We start from the raw sequence: 15913 nt of genomic DNA, 5'->3' as shown, positions 1-15913 counted from the left end.
CCGCACAGCAGCATACAGGTGTAGCCAATCACTCGGCCTTCCCTGCGCAGTGGGTTGACGGCTTATGCCGTGCTCTCCCGGGAGCCGAGTTCGTTCTGGCCTCCCTCGCCCCGCGAATTGACGATGCCGTCCGCCCGGTTGGGCTCGCGAACACCTCCACGACAGGCTTGACCGTAGCAACGACGGCCAGGACCACACGGTTTTGCCGTACGCGCGGCCCGCTTGCTCGCCGCATTATCTCCCGGCGTTGTCGACGTTGCCGGAAGAATGCTGGCGAGACGAACCTTTCAGCGCCGCTCATCCGCACGCGGTTTCGGGCTCACAGGGACTACCCGCCCTGCCCGCACCTTTTCGTGCCGACGCTGCCGCGTCCACCGCAAGCCCAGCTCGCGACACATGACGACACAAGATCGCCCCTCAAGGTCAAGCCGGGATGGACGATACATACGCCATTTCCGAATTTCGGTAAAGTGGAATATTTTTGCGCAAGGAGATTGACAGCCTCGCGGGTGTTTTGCCCGTCGGGCACCCGTAGCCTGGATGGAGCGCAGCGCAATCCGGGAGCGGCGCCGCGCGGAAGGAGCGGCCCCGGATTACGCTGCGCTCCATCCGGGCTACGGGAAATACCGGCGTTGCCTTGTATGCATTATCCCAGTTGCCATCGCCGGGCACTTCGCTTTAGATGCCGCCAACCCGCCCTCGGGCCCACGGCCGGGCGCAAAAAATCACATGACATTTCCACGGGACGAAACATGGCGCGTAACATATTGATTCTCGGTGCTTCCTACGGCTCCCTGCTGGGCACGAAGCTGCTGATGGCCGGGCATAACGTCACCCTGGTCTGCCGCGCCAAGACCGCGGAGCTGATCAATCGCGACGGTACCGAGGTGCGCATCAAGTTGCGCGACGAGGCGGTGCATCGCGCGATCTTCTCGCGCGACCTGCCCGGCAAGCTCGACGCGGTGACGCCCGCCGATGTCGACGTCTCCCGTTACGACATGGTCGGCCTTGCGATGCAGGAGCCGCAATACACCAACCACACGGTCCGCGTTCTCATGGTCAGGATCGCCGCGGCGAAGCTGCCGTGTCTGTCGATCATGAACATACCGCCACTGCCGTATCTGAAGCGGATTCCGTCGCTCGCGGACATGGATCTCGAGGAGGCCTACACCAATGCGCAGGTGTGGGAGCGGTTCGAGCCGGGGCTGGTGACGCTGTGCTCGCCCGACCCGCAGGCGTTTCGTCCGCCGGAAGAGGCCGCCAACGTGCTGCATGTCGGCCTGCCCACGAACTTCAAGGCGTCGGCCTTCGCCGACGACAAGCACAACAAGGTGCTGCGCGAGCTCGAGGCCGACATCGACGCGGTGACGCTCGACGGCCACGACGTGCCGGTGAAGCTGAAGGTGTTCGATTCGCTGTTCGTGCCGCTGGCGAAATGGTCGATGCTGCTGACCGGCAACTACCGCTGCATCACGCCGCACGAGCCGCAGTCGATTCGCGACGCGGTGCACGGCGATCTCAGGCGCTCGCAGACGATTTACGACCATGTCGACGCCATCGCCCGCCGGCTCGGCGCCGATCCGCAGGACCAGGTGCCGTTCGCGAAATACGCCAAGGCCGCCGAAAGCCTGCTCAAGCCGTCATCGGCGGCGCGCGCGGTCGCAAGCGGCGCCCCCTTCATCGAGCGCGTCGACCTCCTGGTCAAGCTGATCTCGCATCAGCTCGGCGCGCCGAATGCCGAGATCGACCGCACGGTCGAGACCGTGGATCAGAAGCTGAACGAGAAGATCGTGCAGGGCGGATCCGGCGCGCAGTAACAGCGCCGCGCCTTCTCTCGCGGTCGGCCGGCGAAGCGTCGGCGCTCACGCGCTCAGGAATGGTTGAAGCCAAATCATGCCGGTCACGGCGACGAGCGTGACCGCGCCGGTGCGCGTGTCGAACTGTCCTCACCAAAGCAGTCCAGCGCACGGTTCCGCGTGTGGCGCAAAATCAACTCGGCGCTGCATGTCCCAGATCACGCAATCGTGTCGCCCGTGCATTGCGCCTGCGCTCAACCGCAAACATCACACCTGCGTGAGACTGATGCATGCTGCTCGTCGTGTTTCCACGCGACGCGCCGTCAAAATGAGTTGTTTCCACCTGAAATGAGGCGAATTGCTCCGCGCTGCGCGTGCGAATGATCTCTCGCGCCTCACGTGTGATCCTTCATTTGCGCAAACGTTGCATGCGCGCGCGACGGGCGCGGCTTCTTGTCTGGCGAACGGAGAGATGAGCAACATAGCTTTCTCAGTTAGGTGTCCGCAAACCGTTCGCCGATCGCTCGTTCGGCGCTGGTCGCGATGCCCGGCCGATGGAACCGGACCAGAAGACCAAGAACAACAAAATGGATCAGGCGATGTTGAGCGTCGTCCGCGCCGTCGAGGCAGGCGCGACGACGATAAAGGGCGTGATCGACGCTACGGGACTGTCCCGGCTCAAGATCGAGCGCGCCTTGAATGCGCTGGAGAAGCAGAAGCTGCTGGTTCGCGATGGCCAGGGCTTCAAGGCCACAGGTCTGCCGAAGACGGCGCGACCGGCACGGCAGTGCGGATCGTGCAACGCCTGCTGCGATATCCTCGAGGTGGCCGACGTCGAAAAGCCGGTGAACCAGCTCTGCAAGCATTGGCAGGCCGGCACGGGATGCACCATCTATGAACGCCGTCCCCAGATGTGCCGATCTTTCGTCTGCGCCTGGCTCCAGGGCCATCTCGACGACGACTGGTTTCCCGAGAAATCGGGCATCGTGGTGCATTTCAGCCAGGATGCCGTCAACGTGACGGTCGATGACGATTGTCCCGACCGCTGGCGCGAGGAGCCGTATTTCAGCAAGCTCGCCGAATGGTCGCTGAACGGCATCAGGCGAATCGGAAACCGCGGTTACGCAACCCTCGTCGTCTCCGGCGCCGATCGGTTCCTGATGCTCGGACGGACCATCGTCCCCGATCCGACACCGTTCGGAACGGCGTTCCTGCCGGTTGCGGCCGACACCTTCCGGTTCTGGAAGGCAAAGTCGCAGGAGCACTTGCAACGGCTGCACGAGCGCATCGCCGAGATCGAGCGGATCAGGCAGGAATTCGGGTCCTGCGCGATCCCCGATGACGCGGACGACGACCCTTACCCGCCCTATCGACCCGCTCTTCTCGAATTGTCGAATCACGCCTGAACGCCGCCGTGGGCAACACGGCATGATTCGTCCCATGCCGCTCGACGCGCCCCGGTCGGGTTGGTAAGCCCCTGTCCGCGAATGAAGGGGACTTGAGTCGGGGACATGACGGTTGCGATCGAGATGGGGCAGACCACGGCCGGCGCCGCGGCGGCCATAGACCTCGAGGAGCTCTTGGCGACCCGTCTCCTGGTGCAGGGCAATTCGGGCTCCGGCAAGTCGCATCTGCTGCGGCGACTGCTGGAACAGAGCGCACCCTGGGTGCAGCAGGCCATCATCGACCCCGAAGGCGATTTCGTCACGCTGGCGGAGCATTTCGGCCATCTCGTGATCGAGGCCGAGGATCACACCGAGCGCGGCCTTCAGGTCGCGGGCGAGCGCGCGCGGCTGCATCGCGTCTCCACCGTGCTCAATCTCGAAGGGCTTGATGCCGAGAACCAGATGCGGCGCGCGGCGGCCTTTCTCGGCGGTCTCTTCGACGTCGACCGTGACCACTGGTATCCGATGCTGGTCGTGGTGGACGAGGCGCAGCTGTTCGCGCCGGCGGTCGCCGGCGAGGTCTCGGACGAAGCGCGCAAACTCTCGCTCGGCGCGATGACCAATCTGATGTGCCGCGGCCGCAAACGTGGCCTCGCCGGCATCATCGCGACCCAGCGGCTGGCGAAGCTCGCCAAGAACGTCGCGGCGGAAGCTTCAAACTTCCTGATGGGCCGGACCTTCCTCGACATCGACATGGCGCGCGCCGCCGACCTGCTCGGCATGGAGCGGCGGCAGGCCGAATCCTTTCGCGATCTCGAGCGCGGACAATTCATGGCGCTCGGCCCCGCGCTGTCGCGACGCCCCCTGCGTTTGCATATCGGCCCGACCGATACCCACGCGCGCAATTCCACGCCGCGGCTGATGCCGATGCCGGAGGCCGCACTCGAGGATATGCGCGCCGTGATCCTGGCCGCGCCGCCGCCTGACGCCAGCCGGCCACAGCGCCGGCCGGCGCCGGATCTGCTCGAGCARCTCAGGGCCGCGAAATTGGCCGCGCCGGAGATCCGGCCCGAAGCGATCGAGCTGCCGGTCAGCGCCGAGGAGCTGGCGGAACGGCGCGAGCGCGTCGACAAGACCTTGCGCGCCGTGCTCGCCGCGCCCGATGCGGGTTTCCGCGCGGTCGGCGTGCTCTACCAGGAGTTCGTGGTCCGCTGCCGTATCGAGGGCCTTGGCGCGGCTGTGCCCGATCTCAACGAATTCCGCCGCATGCTGATGCACGCGCGGGCCGGACTCGGCGCCGACATCGCCGACGACGACGCCTGGCAGGAGGTCTCGCTGCGCGCCTCGATCCTGCCCGACGACATGCAGGGCGTATTCATGATGATTGCGCGCGCGGCCAAGGAAGGCTGGCCCTGCCCCGGCGATGCCGCGATCGCGCGGGCCTACGGCTCGCACTCGCTGCGCCGGGCGCAACGCCTGCTCAGCTACATGGAGGAGCAGGGCCTCATCGTCTGCCAGCTCGATGGCGCCGGCCGCAGGTTCGTGACGCTGGTCGAGCTGGCCTGGGCGACCGCGCCCGGCGATCCCAATGCCGACGATCTGCCGGCGGAGCCGGCAAGCAGCACGGCGTCTGCTTAAGCTGCATTGCAGCCACCAAGAAGGTGCGCTCCCTCTCCCGCTTGCGGGAGAAGTTACGGAACCCACGGCGCTGGAACGGAGCAGCACGAAGGCCGAGAGCGTCGTCAGCGCGACGCAAGCTCATGCCACCTCGGTCGCATCGACACCCCGGAGCATATCCGGCGCGCGCTGCCGATCGTCCGCAAACATGCGGCGGTAGAGCACAGCGGAGACGAGCCAGGCGACCACGAACATCGCGATCACGGCGAAGCCGACATTCGCAAGCGATTGATTGAGGCCATCGACCAGCGTCCACATGCCGCCGGACAGGCCGAGACGGGCGCCGAGCAGCCCAAGCGCCTCGATGCCGCCGATGAAAAGCGCGACCGCGACGGAGGCGCCGGTGATGGTGAGGTTGTACCAGAGCTTTCTGAGGGGATCGACGAAAGCCCAGCGATAGGCGCTGACCATCAGCGCCGAGTCGGCGGTGTCGACCAATGCCATGCCGGTGGCGAACAGCGCGGGAAAGACCAGGACATCGGCGAGCGAAGCGCCATGCGCGGCTTCAGTTGCGGAGATGCCGAGCAGACCGATCTCGGTCGCGGTGTCGAAGCCGAGCCCGAACAGCAGCCCGAGCGGATACATGTGCCAGGGCTTTGTCACCAGGCGGAACAGGGGGCCGAGCAGTCGCGCCAGGAATCCGCGATTGGCGAGTAGCGCATCGAGCCCTTCGGCGTCATGAACGCCCTGCTCGCGCGCCGCGCGAAACGTCCGCCACAGGCCGGCGAAGATGGCGAGATTGATGGCCGCGATCACGAGCAGGAACAGCGCCGACACCGAGGTGCCGATCAGGCCGCCGATATCCCTGAGCAGGTTGTCGCCGCCAAAGCTGACGACGCCGAGCGCGAGCAGCATGGTCGCGACCACGACGACGGTGGAATGGCCGAGCGCGAAATAGAGGCCCACCGATCGCGGCGCATCGCCCGCCTGCATCAGCTTGCGCACGACGTTGTCGATGGCGGCGATGTGGTCGGCGTCGACGGCATGGCGCAGGCCGAACACCCAGGCGAGCAGCGCGGTCGCCATCACCGTGGGCCGGTCGCCGAACAGCGCGAAGGCCCAGGCCCATGCTGCGATGTTGGCGGCAACGAGCCCGCCGAACAGCAGCACCGTTCCGGGCTCGATTGCCCGCCAAGACGACTTCGTCACGCGACCCATTCCCGTTGACCGCAGCTTCAGTATGATCTTTTCATATAATTGTCACACTGACTAGTCCCGGGTAGCTCGGGATGATCGCTTATGCGCATTTGCGGGAACTCGTCATGCCCGGGCTTGTCCCGCCTGCGCGGCCGAAGCCGCTTCGGCGCGGCGAAGGCCCGGGCATCCACGTTCTTCGGGCCGAGAGTTAAGACGTGGATGGCCGGGTCATAGGCGAGCGGAAGCGACGCCGTCCTTCGGACGGCTATGCCCGGCCATGACGATCTGGAAGCGTCAGCGCATTGCCTTACGCCGCTTCAGACCCGCCGAGATAGGCGTCGCGCACGCGCGGATCGTCCTTCAGCGCCCGCGCCGAGCCGGACAGCACGATCTTTCCCGTCTGAAGCACATAGGCTTCATGCGCGATCTCGAGCGCGAGGCTGGCGTTCTGCTCGACCATGAACACCGACACGCCTTCCTGGTTGATGGTCCTGATCAGCTCCAGCACGCGGTCGACATAGAGCGGCGACAGGCCCATGGTCGGTTCGTCCATCACGATCATGCGCGGCCGGCTCATCAGCGCGCGCGCCATGGCGACCATCTGCTGCTCGCCGCCGGACAAGGAGCCTGCGCGTTGCGACAGCCGCTGGCCGAGTTTTGGGAACAGGGCGAGCATCTTGTCGAGATCTTGCGCCACGGCGTCGCGGTCGGTGCGCACGAAGGCGCCCATCAGGATGTTCTCGCGGACGGTCATGTCCGCGAACAGCCGCCGCGCCTCCGGCACCGAGGCGATGCCGCGGCGGATGATCTGCGGCGTGGTCAGGCCGAGCAGCGAGGCGCCGTCGAAGCTGACGTCGCCGGAGCGCGGCTTCACCAGGCCGAGGATGATCTTCATGGTCGTCGATTTGCCGCTGGCATTGCCGCCGAGCAGGCAGACGATGTGGCCGCGGGCAACGGTGATCGACAGGTCGAAATGCACCTGGGCCTGGCCGTAGAAGGTGTTGACGTCGGACAGCGTCAGCAGCGGCGCGGGCGAAGCTGTGTTGGTCGTCATGCCGCGCTCTCCTGCCGATCCGCCGCACCCGACAGGCCGTGGCCGAGATAGGCCTCGATCACCTTGGGATCGCTGCGCACGTCTTCGCCCGGACCTTCCGCGATCTTCTTGCCCTCGTCCATGACGATGACGCGGTCGGACAGGCGCATCACCATCTCGAGCTTGTGCTCGATCAGCAGGATGGTCAGCCCTTCGGCTTTCAGCTCGGCGACCAGCCCCTGCATCTCCGCGGTCTCGGTCGGGTTCATGCCGGCGGTCGGCTCGTCGAGCAGCAGCAGCCGCGGCTTGAGCGCGAGCGCACGCGCGATCTCGACGCGGCGGCGGTTGGCATAGGACAGGCTGTAGGCCGGCTGATCGATCCGCGGCAGCAGCCGTTCGCCGAAGCGGGCGAGGATGACCTTCACCTCTTCCCGCAGCCGTTCCTCTTCGTCCCTGACGCTGGCCGGGCGCAGCAACGCCAGCCCCAGCTCCAGCAGCGGCCCGATCAGCGGCACCGCCGGCTTCACAGCGCGCAGCCGCGTATGCGCGCCGATCAGGACGTTGTCCATGACGCTGAGATTGCCGAAGACACGGCCGAGCTGGAAGGTGCGCGCAATGCCGTCGGCCGCGAGCCGTTCCGGTGACAGGCCGGTGATATCCTGCCCCTCGAATTGAACCGCACCGGCATCGGGCCGGTCGAGCCCGGTCACGAGATTGAACAGGGTGGTCTTGCCGGCGCCGTTCGGGCCGATGATGCTGACGAGCTCGCCCTTGCCGAGATCGAGATCGATGGCATCGACGGCGGTGAGTCCGCCGAAACGGCGCGTCAGCCCGCGAACGGACAGAAGCGGTGCAGCGTGCGCGTCCGCCATCAGATCGTCCCCAACAGGCCCTGCGGCCTGAACCGCACCAGCAGCAGCAATACGATGCCGTAGATCAGGATGCGATACTCCGCGGCGATCCGGAAGACTTCAGGCAGCCCGACCAGCGCCACCGATCCGACCACGGCGCCGACGACGTTGCCGAGGCCTCCGAGGATCACGACGGTCAGCGCCAGGATGGATTGCTGCGTGTTGAAGGTCTCGTGATTGATGTAGGAATAGAGATGCGCCGCGATGCCGCCGCTGACGCCGGCCGCGAAGCCGCCGAAGATGAAGGCCAGCGACTTGTAGCGGTTCAGGCTGAGGCCATAGGCGCGCGCGGCGATGTCGTCGTCGCGAATGGCGCGGAAGCTGCGGCCGAGATGCGAGCCGAGCAGCCGCCCCTGGAGCAGCGCAAGCACGACCATCACCACAAAGCTGAACCAGTAGATCGAATGCGGGCTGATCAGGTCGTAGCCGAACAGCGACAGCGGCGGGATGCCGGAAATGCCGATCGGACCGCGCGTGACGCTTTCCCAGTTGAGGATCACCAGCGACACGATCTCGCCGATCGCGAGCGTCGCGATCGACACATAGTGTCCGCGCAGGCGGAACGACGGCGAGATCAGCGCGGTGCCGAGCGCAGCGCTCATCAGGCCGCCGCCGATGATGGCAAGGCCGACCGGGACGGAGAAATTCAGCGACAGCAGCGCCGATGTGTAGGCGCCGATCGCGAGCAGCGCGGCGTGGCCAAGCGAGACCTGGCCGATCGTGCCGGCGACCAGCGTGAGGCTGAGCGCGAGCATGCCGAGCAGCCAGGCGTTGATCAGGGTCTGGAGCACGTAGAAGGACACCGGGAAGAACGGCAGAATCGCGAACACGCCGGCTGCGACCAGCAGCGCCCAGCGCGGAATGCGAACGGGGCGGCTGGGCGCGATGAAGGTGCCGGTGAGCGGCTCCGGCGGCGCCTGTCGCGCGCTCGCGAACAGGCCGTTCGGCCGCAGCACGAGCACGACGACGAGGAGCAGGAACGCGAACAGATTGCGGTAGCTGGTGCCGAACACGGCAACGCCGTAGCTCTCGACCAGTCCGAGCAGCAGGCTGCCGACCACCGCGCCGGGCACGTTGCCGGCGCCGCCGACCACTTCGGCAACGACGCCCTTGAGCGTCGCCTGAAGGCTCATCGCGGTGTCGATCTGGTTGTAGTACATACCGACCAGCAGGCCGGAGACGCCGCCGAGCGCAGCCGCAATGCCGAACACGGCCTGATTGACGCGGTTGACGTCGACGCCCATCTGCATCGCGGCGTCGCGGTCCTGCGCGGTGGCGCGGACGGCCCAGCCGAGCTTGCTGTAGCGCAGGAACACGAACAGCAGCAGCGCGCTGGTGATGCCGACACCGGCGATGAGCAGATCAAGCGGCCCGATCGTGCCGCCGCCGACCTGGAAGCGGACATCCGGCAACTGGCTCGGCAGCGCGCGCGGATTGGGCGAGAAGGTCAGCATCACCAGCTGGTCGAGCACGAAGCTGATGCCGATCGTGGCGAGCAGCGGCGCGATCCGCACCGAGTTCTGCAGCGGACGCAGGCCGAACCGCTCGATGATCAGCCCGACCAGCGCGGCGGCCACCGCGACCACGATGATGGTGAGCGGAAGCGGCGTGTGCAGCTGCACCACCGCCACCCAGCCGATATAGGCACCGACGAGATAGATCGAGCCTTGCGCAAAATTGATCAGCCGGCTGACGCCGAAGATCAGCGCGAGCCCGACCGCAACCAGGGCGTACACATTACCGACGATCAGCCCGTTGATCGTGTAGTCGAGCCAGGAGGACACGCAGCGTTCCTATTGAAAAGAGAGCAGGCCGGAGCGAGCGCTCCGGCCATCAAGTCAGGTCGGCTTGCCGTCCCAAAGCGCGAACTGGCCCTTGCGCACGACGAGCTCGGCATTCATGGCGCCCTTGACGCGGCGGCTCTCGACGTCGAACGTCGCCTTCCCGAAGATCACGCTCGAGACATCCTTCACTTTCGTGAAGGCATCGCGGATCGCGCGGCGATCGGTGCCGCCGATCTTGACGATGGCGGCCGCCATGTGCATCGCGTCATAGGAATAGGCGTTGAAGGCGTCGGGCTCCTGCCCGTTGTATTTCTTCTTGAAGCCGGCGATGAATTTCTGCACCTCGGGCCGCGGATCCTCCGGGAAATAGCGGGTGCCGAGATGGACGTCCTCGACCGCCTCGCCACCGAGCTCCAGGAATTTCGGCGAATAGACCGAGCTTGCGGCGCAGATCGTCTGCTTCAATCCGACCTGGCGCGCCTGGCGCGCAATCAGCGCGCCGTCGGAATAGTAGGAGATCAGGATCAGCCCGTCGGGACTGGCGTCACGGACGCGCACGAGGGTGGAGCGGAAATCGCGCTCCTCAGCGATGTAGCCTTCGGTGACCGCAACCTCGGCGCCGTACTCCTTGGCCGCCTTGACGAAATAGTCGCGGCTGGTGCGGCCCCAATCGGTGTTGAGGTGCAGCACCGCGAGCTTCTTCAGGCCGAGACGGCTCACGGCATATTGCGCCAGCAGCGGCTGCTCGTCGGCCTGGCTGACCGACGTGCTCCACATGAAGTCGCCGCCCTTGGTGAAATCGGGATGCGAGTTGGTGAAGCCGAACTGCACCAGCCCGCCCCGCTGATAGATCGGCGAGGCCGCCATCGACGCCGGGCTGGAGAAGTCGCCGAGCTCCATGACGATCCGGGGATCGGAGACGAATTTCTGGGCGATCGCCACCGACTGGCGCGGGTCGCTCTGGCTGTCCTCGAAATTGTAGGCGAGCTTGCGCCCGTTGATGCCGCCGGCCGCGAGGATCTCGTCCAGCGCGAGATCGAAGCCCTGCTTCCACTGCGTGCCATATTGCGCGTTCGGCCCGGTCAGGGGGCCGCTGACGCCGAGCAGGATCGGCTCGGACGATTGCGCGAAGGCGCCGCGCGACATGGCCGCTCCCGCCATCATGGCGGCAAGCGAGCCCTTGACCAGGGTACGGCGGTCGATGTTGCTCATATACGGCTCCATCCAGTCAGGTGTTGAAAACAAGCGGCAATTTCCATGCCACCGAAGCTGCCTATTTCGAGGGCTCACCGAGCGACAACATCAATCTGTTCGCCCAGTTGAAGAACGACGCGCTGTTGATGACGTCGACGATCTCCGCATCGTCGAGGCCCGCACGGCGCAGCTCCTCGATGTTGTCAGGACCGAATGCGATCGGCGTCGCGGCCAGCGCCACCGAGGCCTTGACCACGGCGTTCCAGCGTTCGCCGAGATCGGCACCGACGCCTTCGTCGAGCAGCCGCTGCACGTCGTCGCGGCGCTTGGAATAGGTGCTGGCAAACCGCGCATGCACGGAGGCGCAGTAGATGCAGCCGTTGTAGCGCGAGGTCGCGGCGGCCGCGAGTTCGCGCTCGGCGCGCGGCAGGCCGTCGGCGATGTTGTAGAAGATGTCCTTGTCGGTCTTGGTGCGGGCTTCCAGCACCTCGGGATCGCGCACAAGCAGGCGGAAATATTCCGACTTGGCGCGGGAGCGATCGACCAGACCGGCGAAATGCCGCTCGGTCAGCTCCGCCTCGGGCAGCGGGTCGATCCACGACACCCAGCCCAGTTCGTCCTGGGTGAACACGACGGGCGGATTGATGGTGCTCATAATGCGGCCTCCTACGCGTTTGCTGCGGCGAGCGTGCGCAAACCGCTGACGACGCGCACCTGAAACGACAGGAACGCAACGAGCTGAGAAAATGTGACGATGCCGCTGTCAGACCAGCCGGCGCCAAGCAGCGCCTTCATGTCCGCTGCCGCTGCGTCGCGCGGCCGGAACACCAGCAGATGCGCATGTTCGAGCGCCGCGACGAGCCGCGCGCCGAGGACCGGCTTGCGCTCTGCACTTACGCGATAGATCAGGCCGGCCGTATTCTCGACAGACAGCGGTCCGGCCGGAAAGGAGCCATACGGACCCGAGGTCTTGCCCCGCGCGACCTCGGTCTCGATCGCCTCGACCAAGCGCGCGCCATCCGCGCTCGCCACGAGCTTCGCCCGATAGAAGGCAGCCACCGGGGATTCGCCATGAAGGCCGGTGACGAAAAGGGCAACCGCCGCGCGCTCCACAAGGGAGAAGTCGCTGGCGTCGATCGGCTCGAACAGCGCGAGATAGCTCTTCTGCGCATTATCACGCGCCTGCACGCGCTTCGCGCGGATGGCGTCCAGGGCAGATCCCGGCTCGATCCCCGCGAGCGTGTCGATGATATCCGTCGTGCTCATCATTCAGCCTCGTGCAACGCGATGACGTTCATTTCAATCAACCCGCCAAGCTAGCCCGCCAAAGCGACATCGGGCGCCGTCCTGGTCCAGCCCAGCGCCGGTGCGACCTTGTCCGCAACCAGTTCGATCGAGCGCAGGATGTGGGGATGCGGCGCATCGACCGAGTGCGCCTGGAAGACCAGATCGGTGACCCGCTCCAGCGTGGCGTCAGCGCGGAGCGAAGCGATGACGTCGTCGGCCGCGCCGACATGGGTGTCGAACGCCGCGATCATCTCCTCCAGCGTCTCGCCCGGGGGAAGGTGGCCGCCCTTCATGAACTGCGGGAGTGCGCGCCGCAGCCCGATATCGGCAAGGCGCATCGCCTCGCGACGATCGTCGGCAACGAAGACGCTGCGCGATGCCATGATGCGGGGCTCGCGCCCCGGCGGCAGCGCTTCGAGATAAGCATCGATGACCGGATTCTGGATCTCGGCGAGCGTTGCGCGCGGCGCGTCCTTGGTCCGCGGCTGGGTGCGGGACAGCAGCAGGCCGTCGCCGGCCTTGCCGGCGCGCGCGCCGCCGGCCACCGAAAATGTCGCCTGCCAGATCCGGTCGCATAATTGCGGCCGCTGCGGATAGAGCGTGTCGCCACCGACAAGCGGCTTGCCGGCAAGCGCGGTGCGGACCACGTCCAGATTGCGCGCGAAGATCTCGTTGCGCTGGGTGCTGTCGAGACCGAAGGCGGCAAACGCCGACGGGTTGCCGCCGGTGCCGACGCCGAGCTCGAACCGGCCGTCGCAGAGCAGATCGAGCACCGCGGCGTCCTCGGCCACCCGCACCGCACTCTCCAGCGGCAGGGTGACGATGCCGGTGCCGAGGCGAATACGCGAGGTCTGTGCGGCGACGTAGCCGAGAAAGGCGAAGGGCGACGGCAATCCGCCCTCGCGCTCATGAAAATGGTGCTGCGCGATCCACGCGGAATCAAGGCCCGCCTTTTCGGCGCGCACGATCTGCTCGGCCGCGAAGCGGTATCGCTCGGCCGGAGGCGCTTCATCGAGAAGGCGCGTGAAGAAGCCAAGTCTCTTCAGGTTTGCGAAACGTTTCATGCGACCCCTGCCGGGCAGACATTGCCACGGCCCCGATGATGTCGGTTGCCGCAGCCCGAGACAAGCGGGCATTGCGCAAGGCTGCCACTGCCCAAGGCTGCCACGTCGCCTGTATTTCGCCCCTCTGATGGAGCTTGACTGGGCAACCTGCCTACCAGCTCGGCAGCACCGCGCCCTTGAACTTGGTCAAGATGAACTCCTTGACCTCCGGCGTGTGATAGCTGTCCACGAGGATCTTGACCCAGGGCTTGTCCTTGTCGGCCGCGCGAACGGCGATCAGGTTGACATAGGGTCCCTTCGGATCCTCGCGCAGGATCGGATCCTTGACCGGATCGAGGCCCGCCTGGGTTGCATAATTGGTATTGATCGCCGCTGCATCGACGTCATCGAGTGCGCGCGGCGCCTGCGCGGCGTCGACCTCGATGAATTTCAGCTTCTTGGGATTCTCGGTGATGTCGAGCACCGTCGGCTTGAAGCCCGTGCCATCCTTGAGCTTGATCACGCCCTTGTCGCGCAGGAGCAGCAGCACGCGGCCGCCATTGGTCGGATCGTTCGGGATCGAGACCTTGCCGCCCTCGGGGATGTCGGCGAACGCCTTGTGCTTCTTCGAATAGACGCCGATCGGGAAGTTCACAGTCAGCCCGACGGGCTCGATCTTGTAGCCGCGGTCGGCCTTCTGATTGTCGAGATAGGGCTGGTTCTGGAACGAATTGGCCTGGATGTCGCCGGCATCGAGCGCGGCGTTCGGCACGACATAGTCGGAGAACTCGATCAACTGAATATCGAGGCCCTGCTTCGCCGCAATCGGCTTCACGGCCTCGAAGATCTGCGCATGCGGGCCCGGCGTCACGCCGATCTTGATGGTCTCGGCCGCAGCCGCGGCGGACCATGCGGCGAGCACGGCCGAGAGGATCAGGGGGAGGCGAAACGACATCTTGGTCTCCGTAGGTCTGCGACAATGATTGGAACCGTATTCGCTTCTCCGCAACGCGAAATCAATGAAATGGAAATTCAAAATTCGCCCCCGTGGCGGGACACTGTTTCTCCCTCGACGGCGAATGGGGAATGGAAACGCGCGGCACAGCCCGAGGCGCCGGAGCGCATCGGGCGCCAGTGGTGGCGCAACCCTACTCCGCCCGCCAGGTCGCCGGCGACAGCATGATCAGGACGCAGATCACGGCGTAGGCGGCAAGTGACACCGTGACCATGGTGGCGAGCCCCGCCATGCCGGCGCCAAAGCTCGCCACCGCGATCCAGCCGCCGCCGGCCGCGATCAAAATCCGCGCAACCGAGGAGATGAGCGGCCCCATGGCGCGGCCGGTGCCTTGGGCCGCGAAGGAGGCGACGAAGCCGAAGCCGAGCGCGGCATAGGCCGGCGCGACGATGCGCAGGTAGGTCATGCCTTCACCCACCACCTCGGCATCGTGGCTGAAGAGATTGAGCCAGGCCGTCGGGAAGATCGCCACCAGCAAGCCGATCGTGCCGGTCATGACCATGCCGACCAGGCCGCTGATCCAGCCGATCCGGCGCGCCCGTGCCGTCTGGCCCGCGCCCATGTTGACGCCGACCATGGTCAGCGTCGCCGTGCTGATGCCGAACAGCAGCGGGATCATGATGTAGTCGAGCCGCGAGGCGATGCCGTAGCCCGCGAGCGCCGAGGTGCCGAACAGGCCGACCGCGCCGGTCACGAGGATGACGGTGAGGTTGGTCAGCACCGCGTTGAAGGCGGTGGGAATGCCGACCTTCAGCATGTCGCCGAAGATTTTTGCGCGCAATGGCACAAGATGCAGCCGGAGGCCGGTCGCCCCCGAAGCCATGTAGCGCAGCAGGAACAGCATCGCCGCGCCGTAATAGAGGCCGAAGGCGACGCCGGCGCCGCCAATGCCGAGCCGCGGCACCGGTCCGAAGCCGAAGATCAGCAGCGGCGAGACCGGAATGGTCACGATCGCGCCGACCAATGTCACCAGCGCGGGCACCTTGACATTGCCGGAGCCGCGCAGCGCCGCGGCCTGGAGGTTCACGATCCACACCGGAATGGCGCCGGCGAACAGATAGTTGGAATAGGTGGTGGCAGCGGCGAGCGCGCCGCCGTGGCCGCCGAGGGTCCGATAGAGCCATGGGCCGCCGAGGATCACGCCGAGCGTGAACACGCCGCCGGCAAGGATCGCGAGCACCACAGCATGAAACAGCGCCGCCTCGGCGTCATCGCGGCGGCCGGCGCCGACCGCGCGCGCCACCGAGGACGCGACGCCCGAGCCGAACCCGCCATTCGACATCATGGTCATCAGCATGAAGATCGGGAACACCAGCGCGGCGCCCGCGAGCGCATCGGTGCCGAGATAGCCGACATAATAGGCCTCCGCGATGTTGACCGCGGTCTGCGCCACCAGCACGGTCACCGTCGGCGCCGCGAGCTTGAGCAACGTCGGCAGGATTGGCGCGGTCAGGAGCGCCGCGCGCCTGCGCTCGGCCGCGTTCGGAACGGTCGCCGCCTGGCGAAGCGGAGCCGCGGTGCTGGCCACGGAATGCGTGGCGGACAGGGCCGGCGCGGCGGCATCCTCGACTGACATGGGTACGATCCTGTGGTTCCCTGAGGCCGCAGCCCACAGGGCCACCCCTTTATATTATGACCATAATGTATTATT

13 protein-coding genes are annotated in these 15913 nt (G+C 66.1%); 3 read left to right on the top strand and 10 right to left on the bottom strand.

Features of this window, described 5'->3' with window-relative positions; translation table 11 throughout:
* The first annotated feature begins 752 nt into the window (after positions 1–752).
* From ACXJMY_RS32890 to ACXJMY_RS32880, 3 genes are all read left to right on the top strand, one after another.
* Positions 753–1817: a ketopantoate reductase family protein gene (locus tag ACXJMY_RS32890; RefSeq protein WP_456623505.1), complete on the top strand. Its 1065-nt coding sequence runs from the start codon at positions 753–755 to the stop codon at positions 1815–1817.
* Positions 1818–2383: 566 nt separating this feature from the next.
* Positions 2384–3202, top strand: coding sequence for a YkgJ family cysteine cluster protein (locus ACXJMY_RS32885; RefSeq protein WP_456623504.1), 819 nt, complete (start codon positions 2384–2386; stop codon positions 3200–3202).
* Positions 3203–3307: 105 nt separating this feature from the next.
* On the top strand, positions 3308–4819 hold the full coding sequence (locus tag ACXJMY_RS32880) for a helicase HerA domain-containing protein (RefSeq protein ID WP_456623503.1): 1512 nt from the start codon (positions 3308–3310) through the stop codon (positions 4817–4819).
* A gap of 120 nt (positions 4820–4939) precedes the next feature.
* Here the strand turns inward: ACXJMY_RS32880 and ACXJMY_RS32875 are convergent, their stop codons facing one another.
* From ACXJMY_RS32875 to ACXJMY_RS32830, 10 genes are all read right to left on the bottom strand, one after another.
* Entirely contained in the window at positions 4940–6016 is a 1077-nt protein-coding gene (locus tag ACXJMY_RS32875; RefSeq protein WP_456623502.1) for a HoxN/HupN/NixA family nickel/cobalt transporter, read from the bottom strand.
* Positions 6017–6302: 286 nt separating this feature from the next.
* The gene (locus tag ACXJMY_RS32870) at positions 6303–7049 is read right to left on the bottom strand and encodes an ABC transporter ATP-binding protein (RefSeq protein ID WP_456623501.1); all 747 of its coding nucleotides are present in this window, start codon (positions 7047–7049) and stop codon (positions 6303–6305) included.
* Positions 7046–7900 carry an ABC transporter ATP-binding protein gene (locus ACXJMY_RS32865; RefSeq protein ID WP_456623500.1) on the bottom strand — a complete coding sequence of 285 codons (855 nt, stop codon included), beginning with the start codon at positions 7898–7900 and terminating at the stop codon, positions 7046–7048. The genes ACXJMY_RS32870 and ACXJMY_RS32865 overlap by 4 nt, the downstream gene beginning before the upstream one ends.
* Positions 7900–9723, bottom strand: coding sequence for an ABC transporter permease (locus ACXJMY_RS32860; protein WP_456623499.1), 1824 nt, complete (start codon positions 9721–9723; stop codon positions 7900–7902). The genes ACXJMY_RS32865 and ACXJMY_RS32860 overlap by 1 nt, the downstream gene beginning before the upstream one ends.
* 54 nt (positions 9724–9777) lie before the next feature.
* Positions 9778–10935: an ABC transporter substrate-binding protein gene (locus ACXJMY_RS32855; RefSeq protein ID WP_456623498.1), complete on the bottom strand. Its 1158-nt coding sequence runs from the start codon at positions 10933–10935 to the stop codon at positions 9778–9780.
* Between the two features lie 61 nt (positions 10936–10996).
* Positions 10997–11572 carry an alkylhydroperoxidase domain protein gene (locus tag ACXJMY_RS32850; RefSeq protein WP_456623497.1) on the bottom strand — a complete coding sequence of 192 codons (576 nt, stop codon included), beginning with the start codon at positions 11570–11572 and terminating at the stop codon, positions 10997–10999.
* An 11-nt stretch (positions 11573–11583) separates the two neighbouring features.
* Positions 11584–12183, bottom strand: coding sequence for a CMD domain protein (locus ACXJMY_RS32845; RefSeq protein ID WP_456623507.1), 600 nt, complete (start codon positions 12181–12183; stop codon positions 11584–11586).
* Between the two features lie 50 nt (positions 12184–12233).
* Positions 12234–13268, bottom strand: a complete 1035-nt coding sequence (locus ACXJMY_RS32840; protein WP_456623496.1) for a putative FMN-dependent luciferase-like monooxygenase — start codon at positions 13266–13268, stop codon at positions 12234–12236.
* Between the two features lie 151 nt (positions 13269–13419).
* Positions 13420–14202: a MetQ/NlpA family ABC transporter substrate-binding protein gene (locus ACXJMY_RS32835; RefSeq protein WP_456623495.1), complete on the bottom strand. Its 783-nt coding sequence runs from the start codon at positions 14200–14202 to the stop codon at positions 13420–13422.
* A gap of 193 nt (positions 14203–14395) precedes the next feature.
* Positions 14396–15838, bottom strand: coding sequence for an MATE family efflux transporter (locus ACXJMY_RS32830; protein WP_456623494.1), 1443 nt, complete (start codon positions 15836–15838; stop codon positions 14396–14398).
* Positions 15839–15913 lie beyond the last annotated feature (75 nt).

This window comes from Bradyrhizobium sp. P5_C12, from assembly GCF_054049735.1.
The sequence above is the reverse complement of the archived record's forward strand: the minus strand, read 5'-3'. Positions and strand labels throughout refer to the sequence as shown.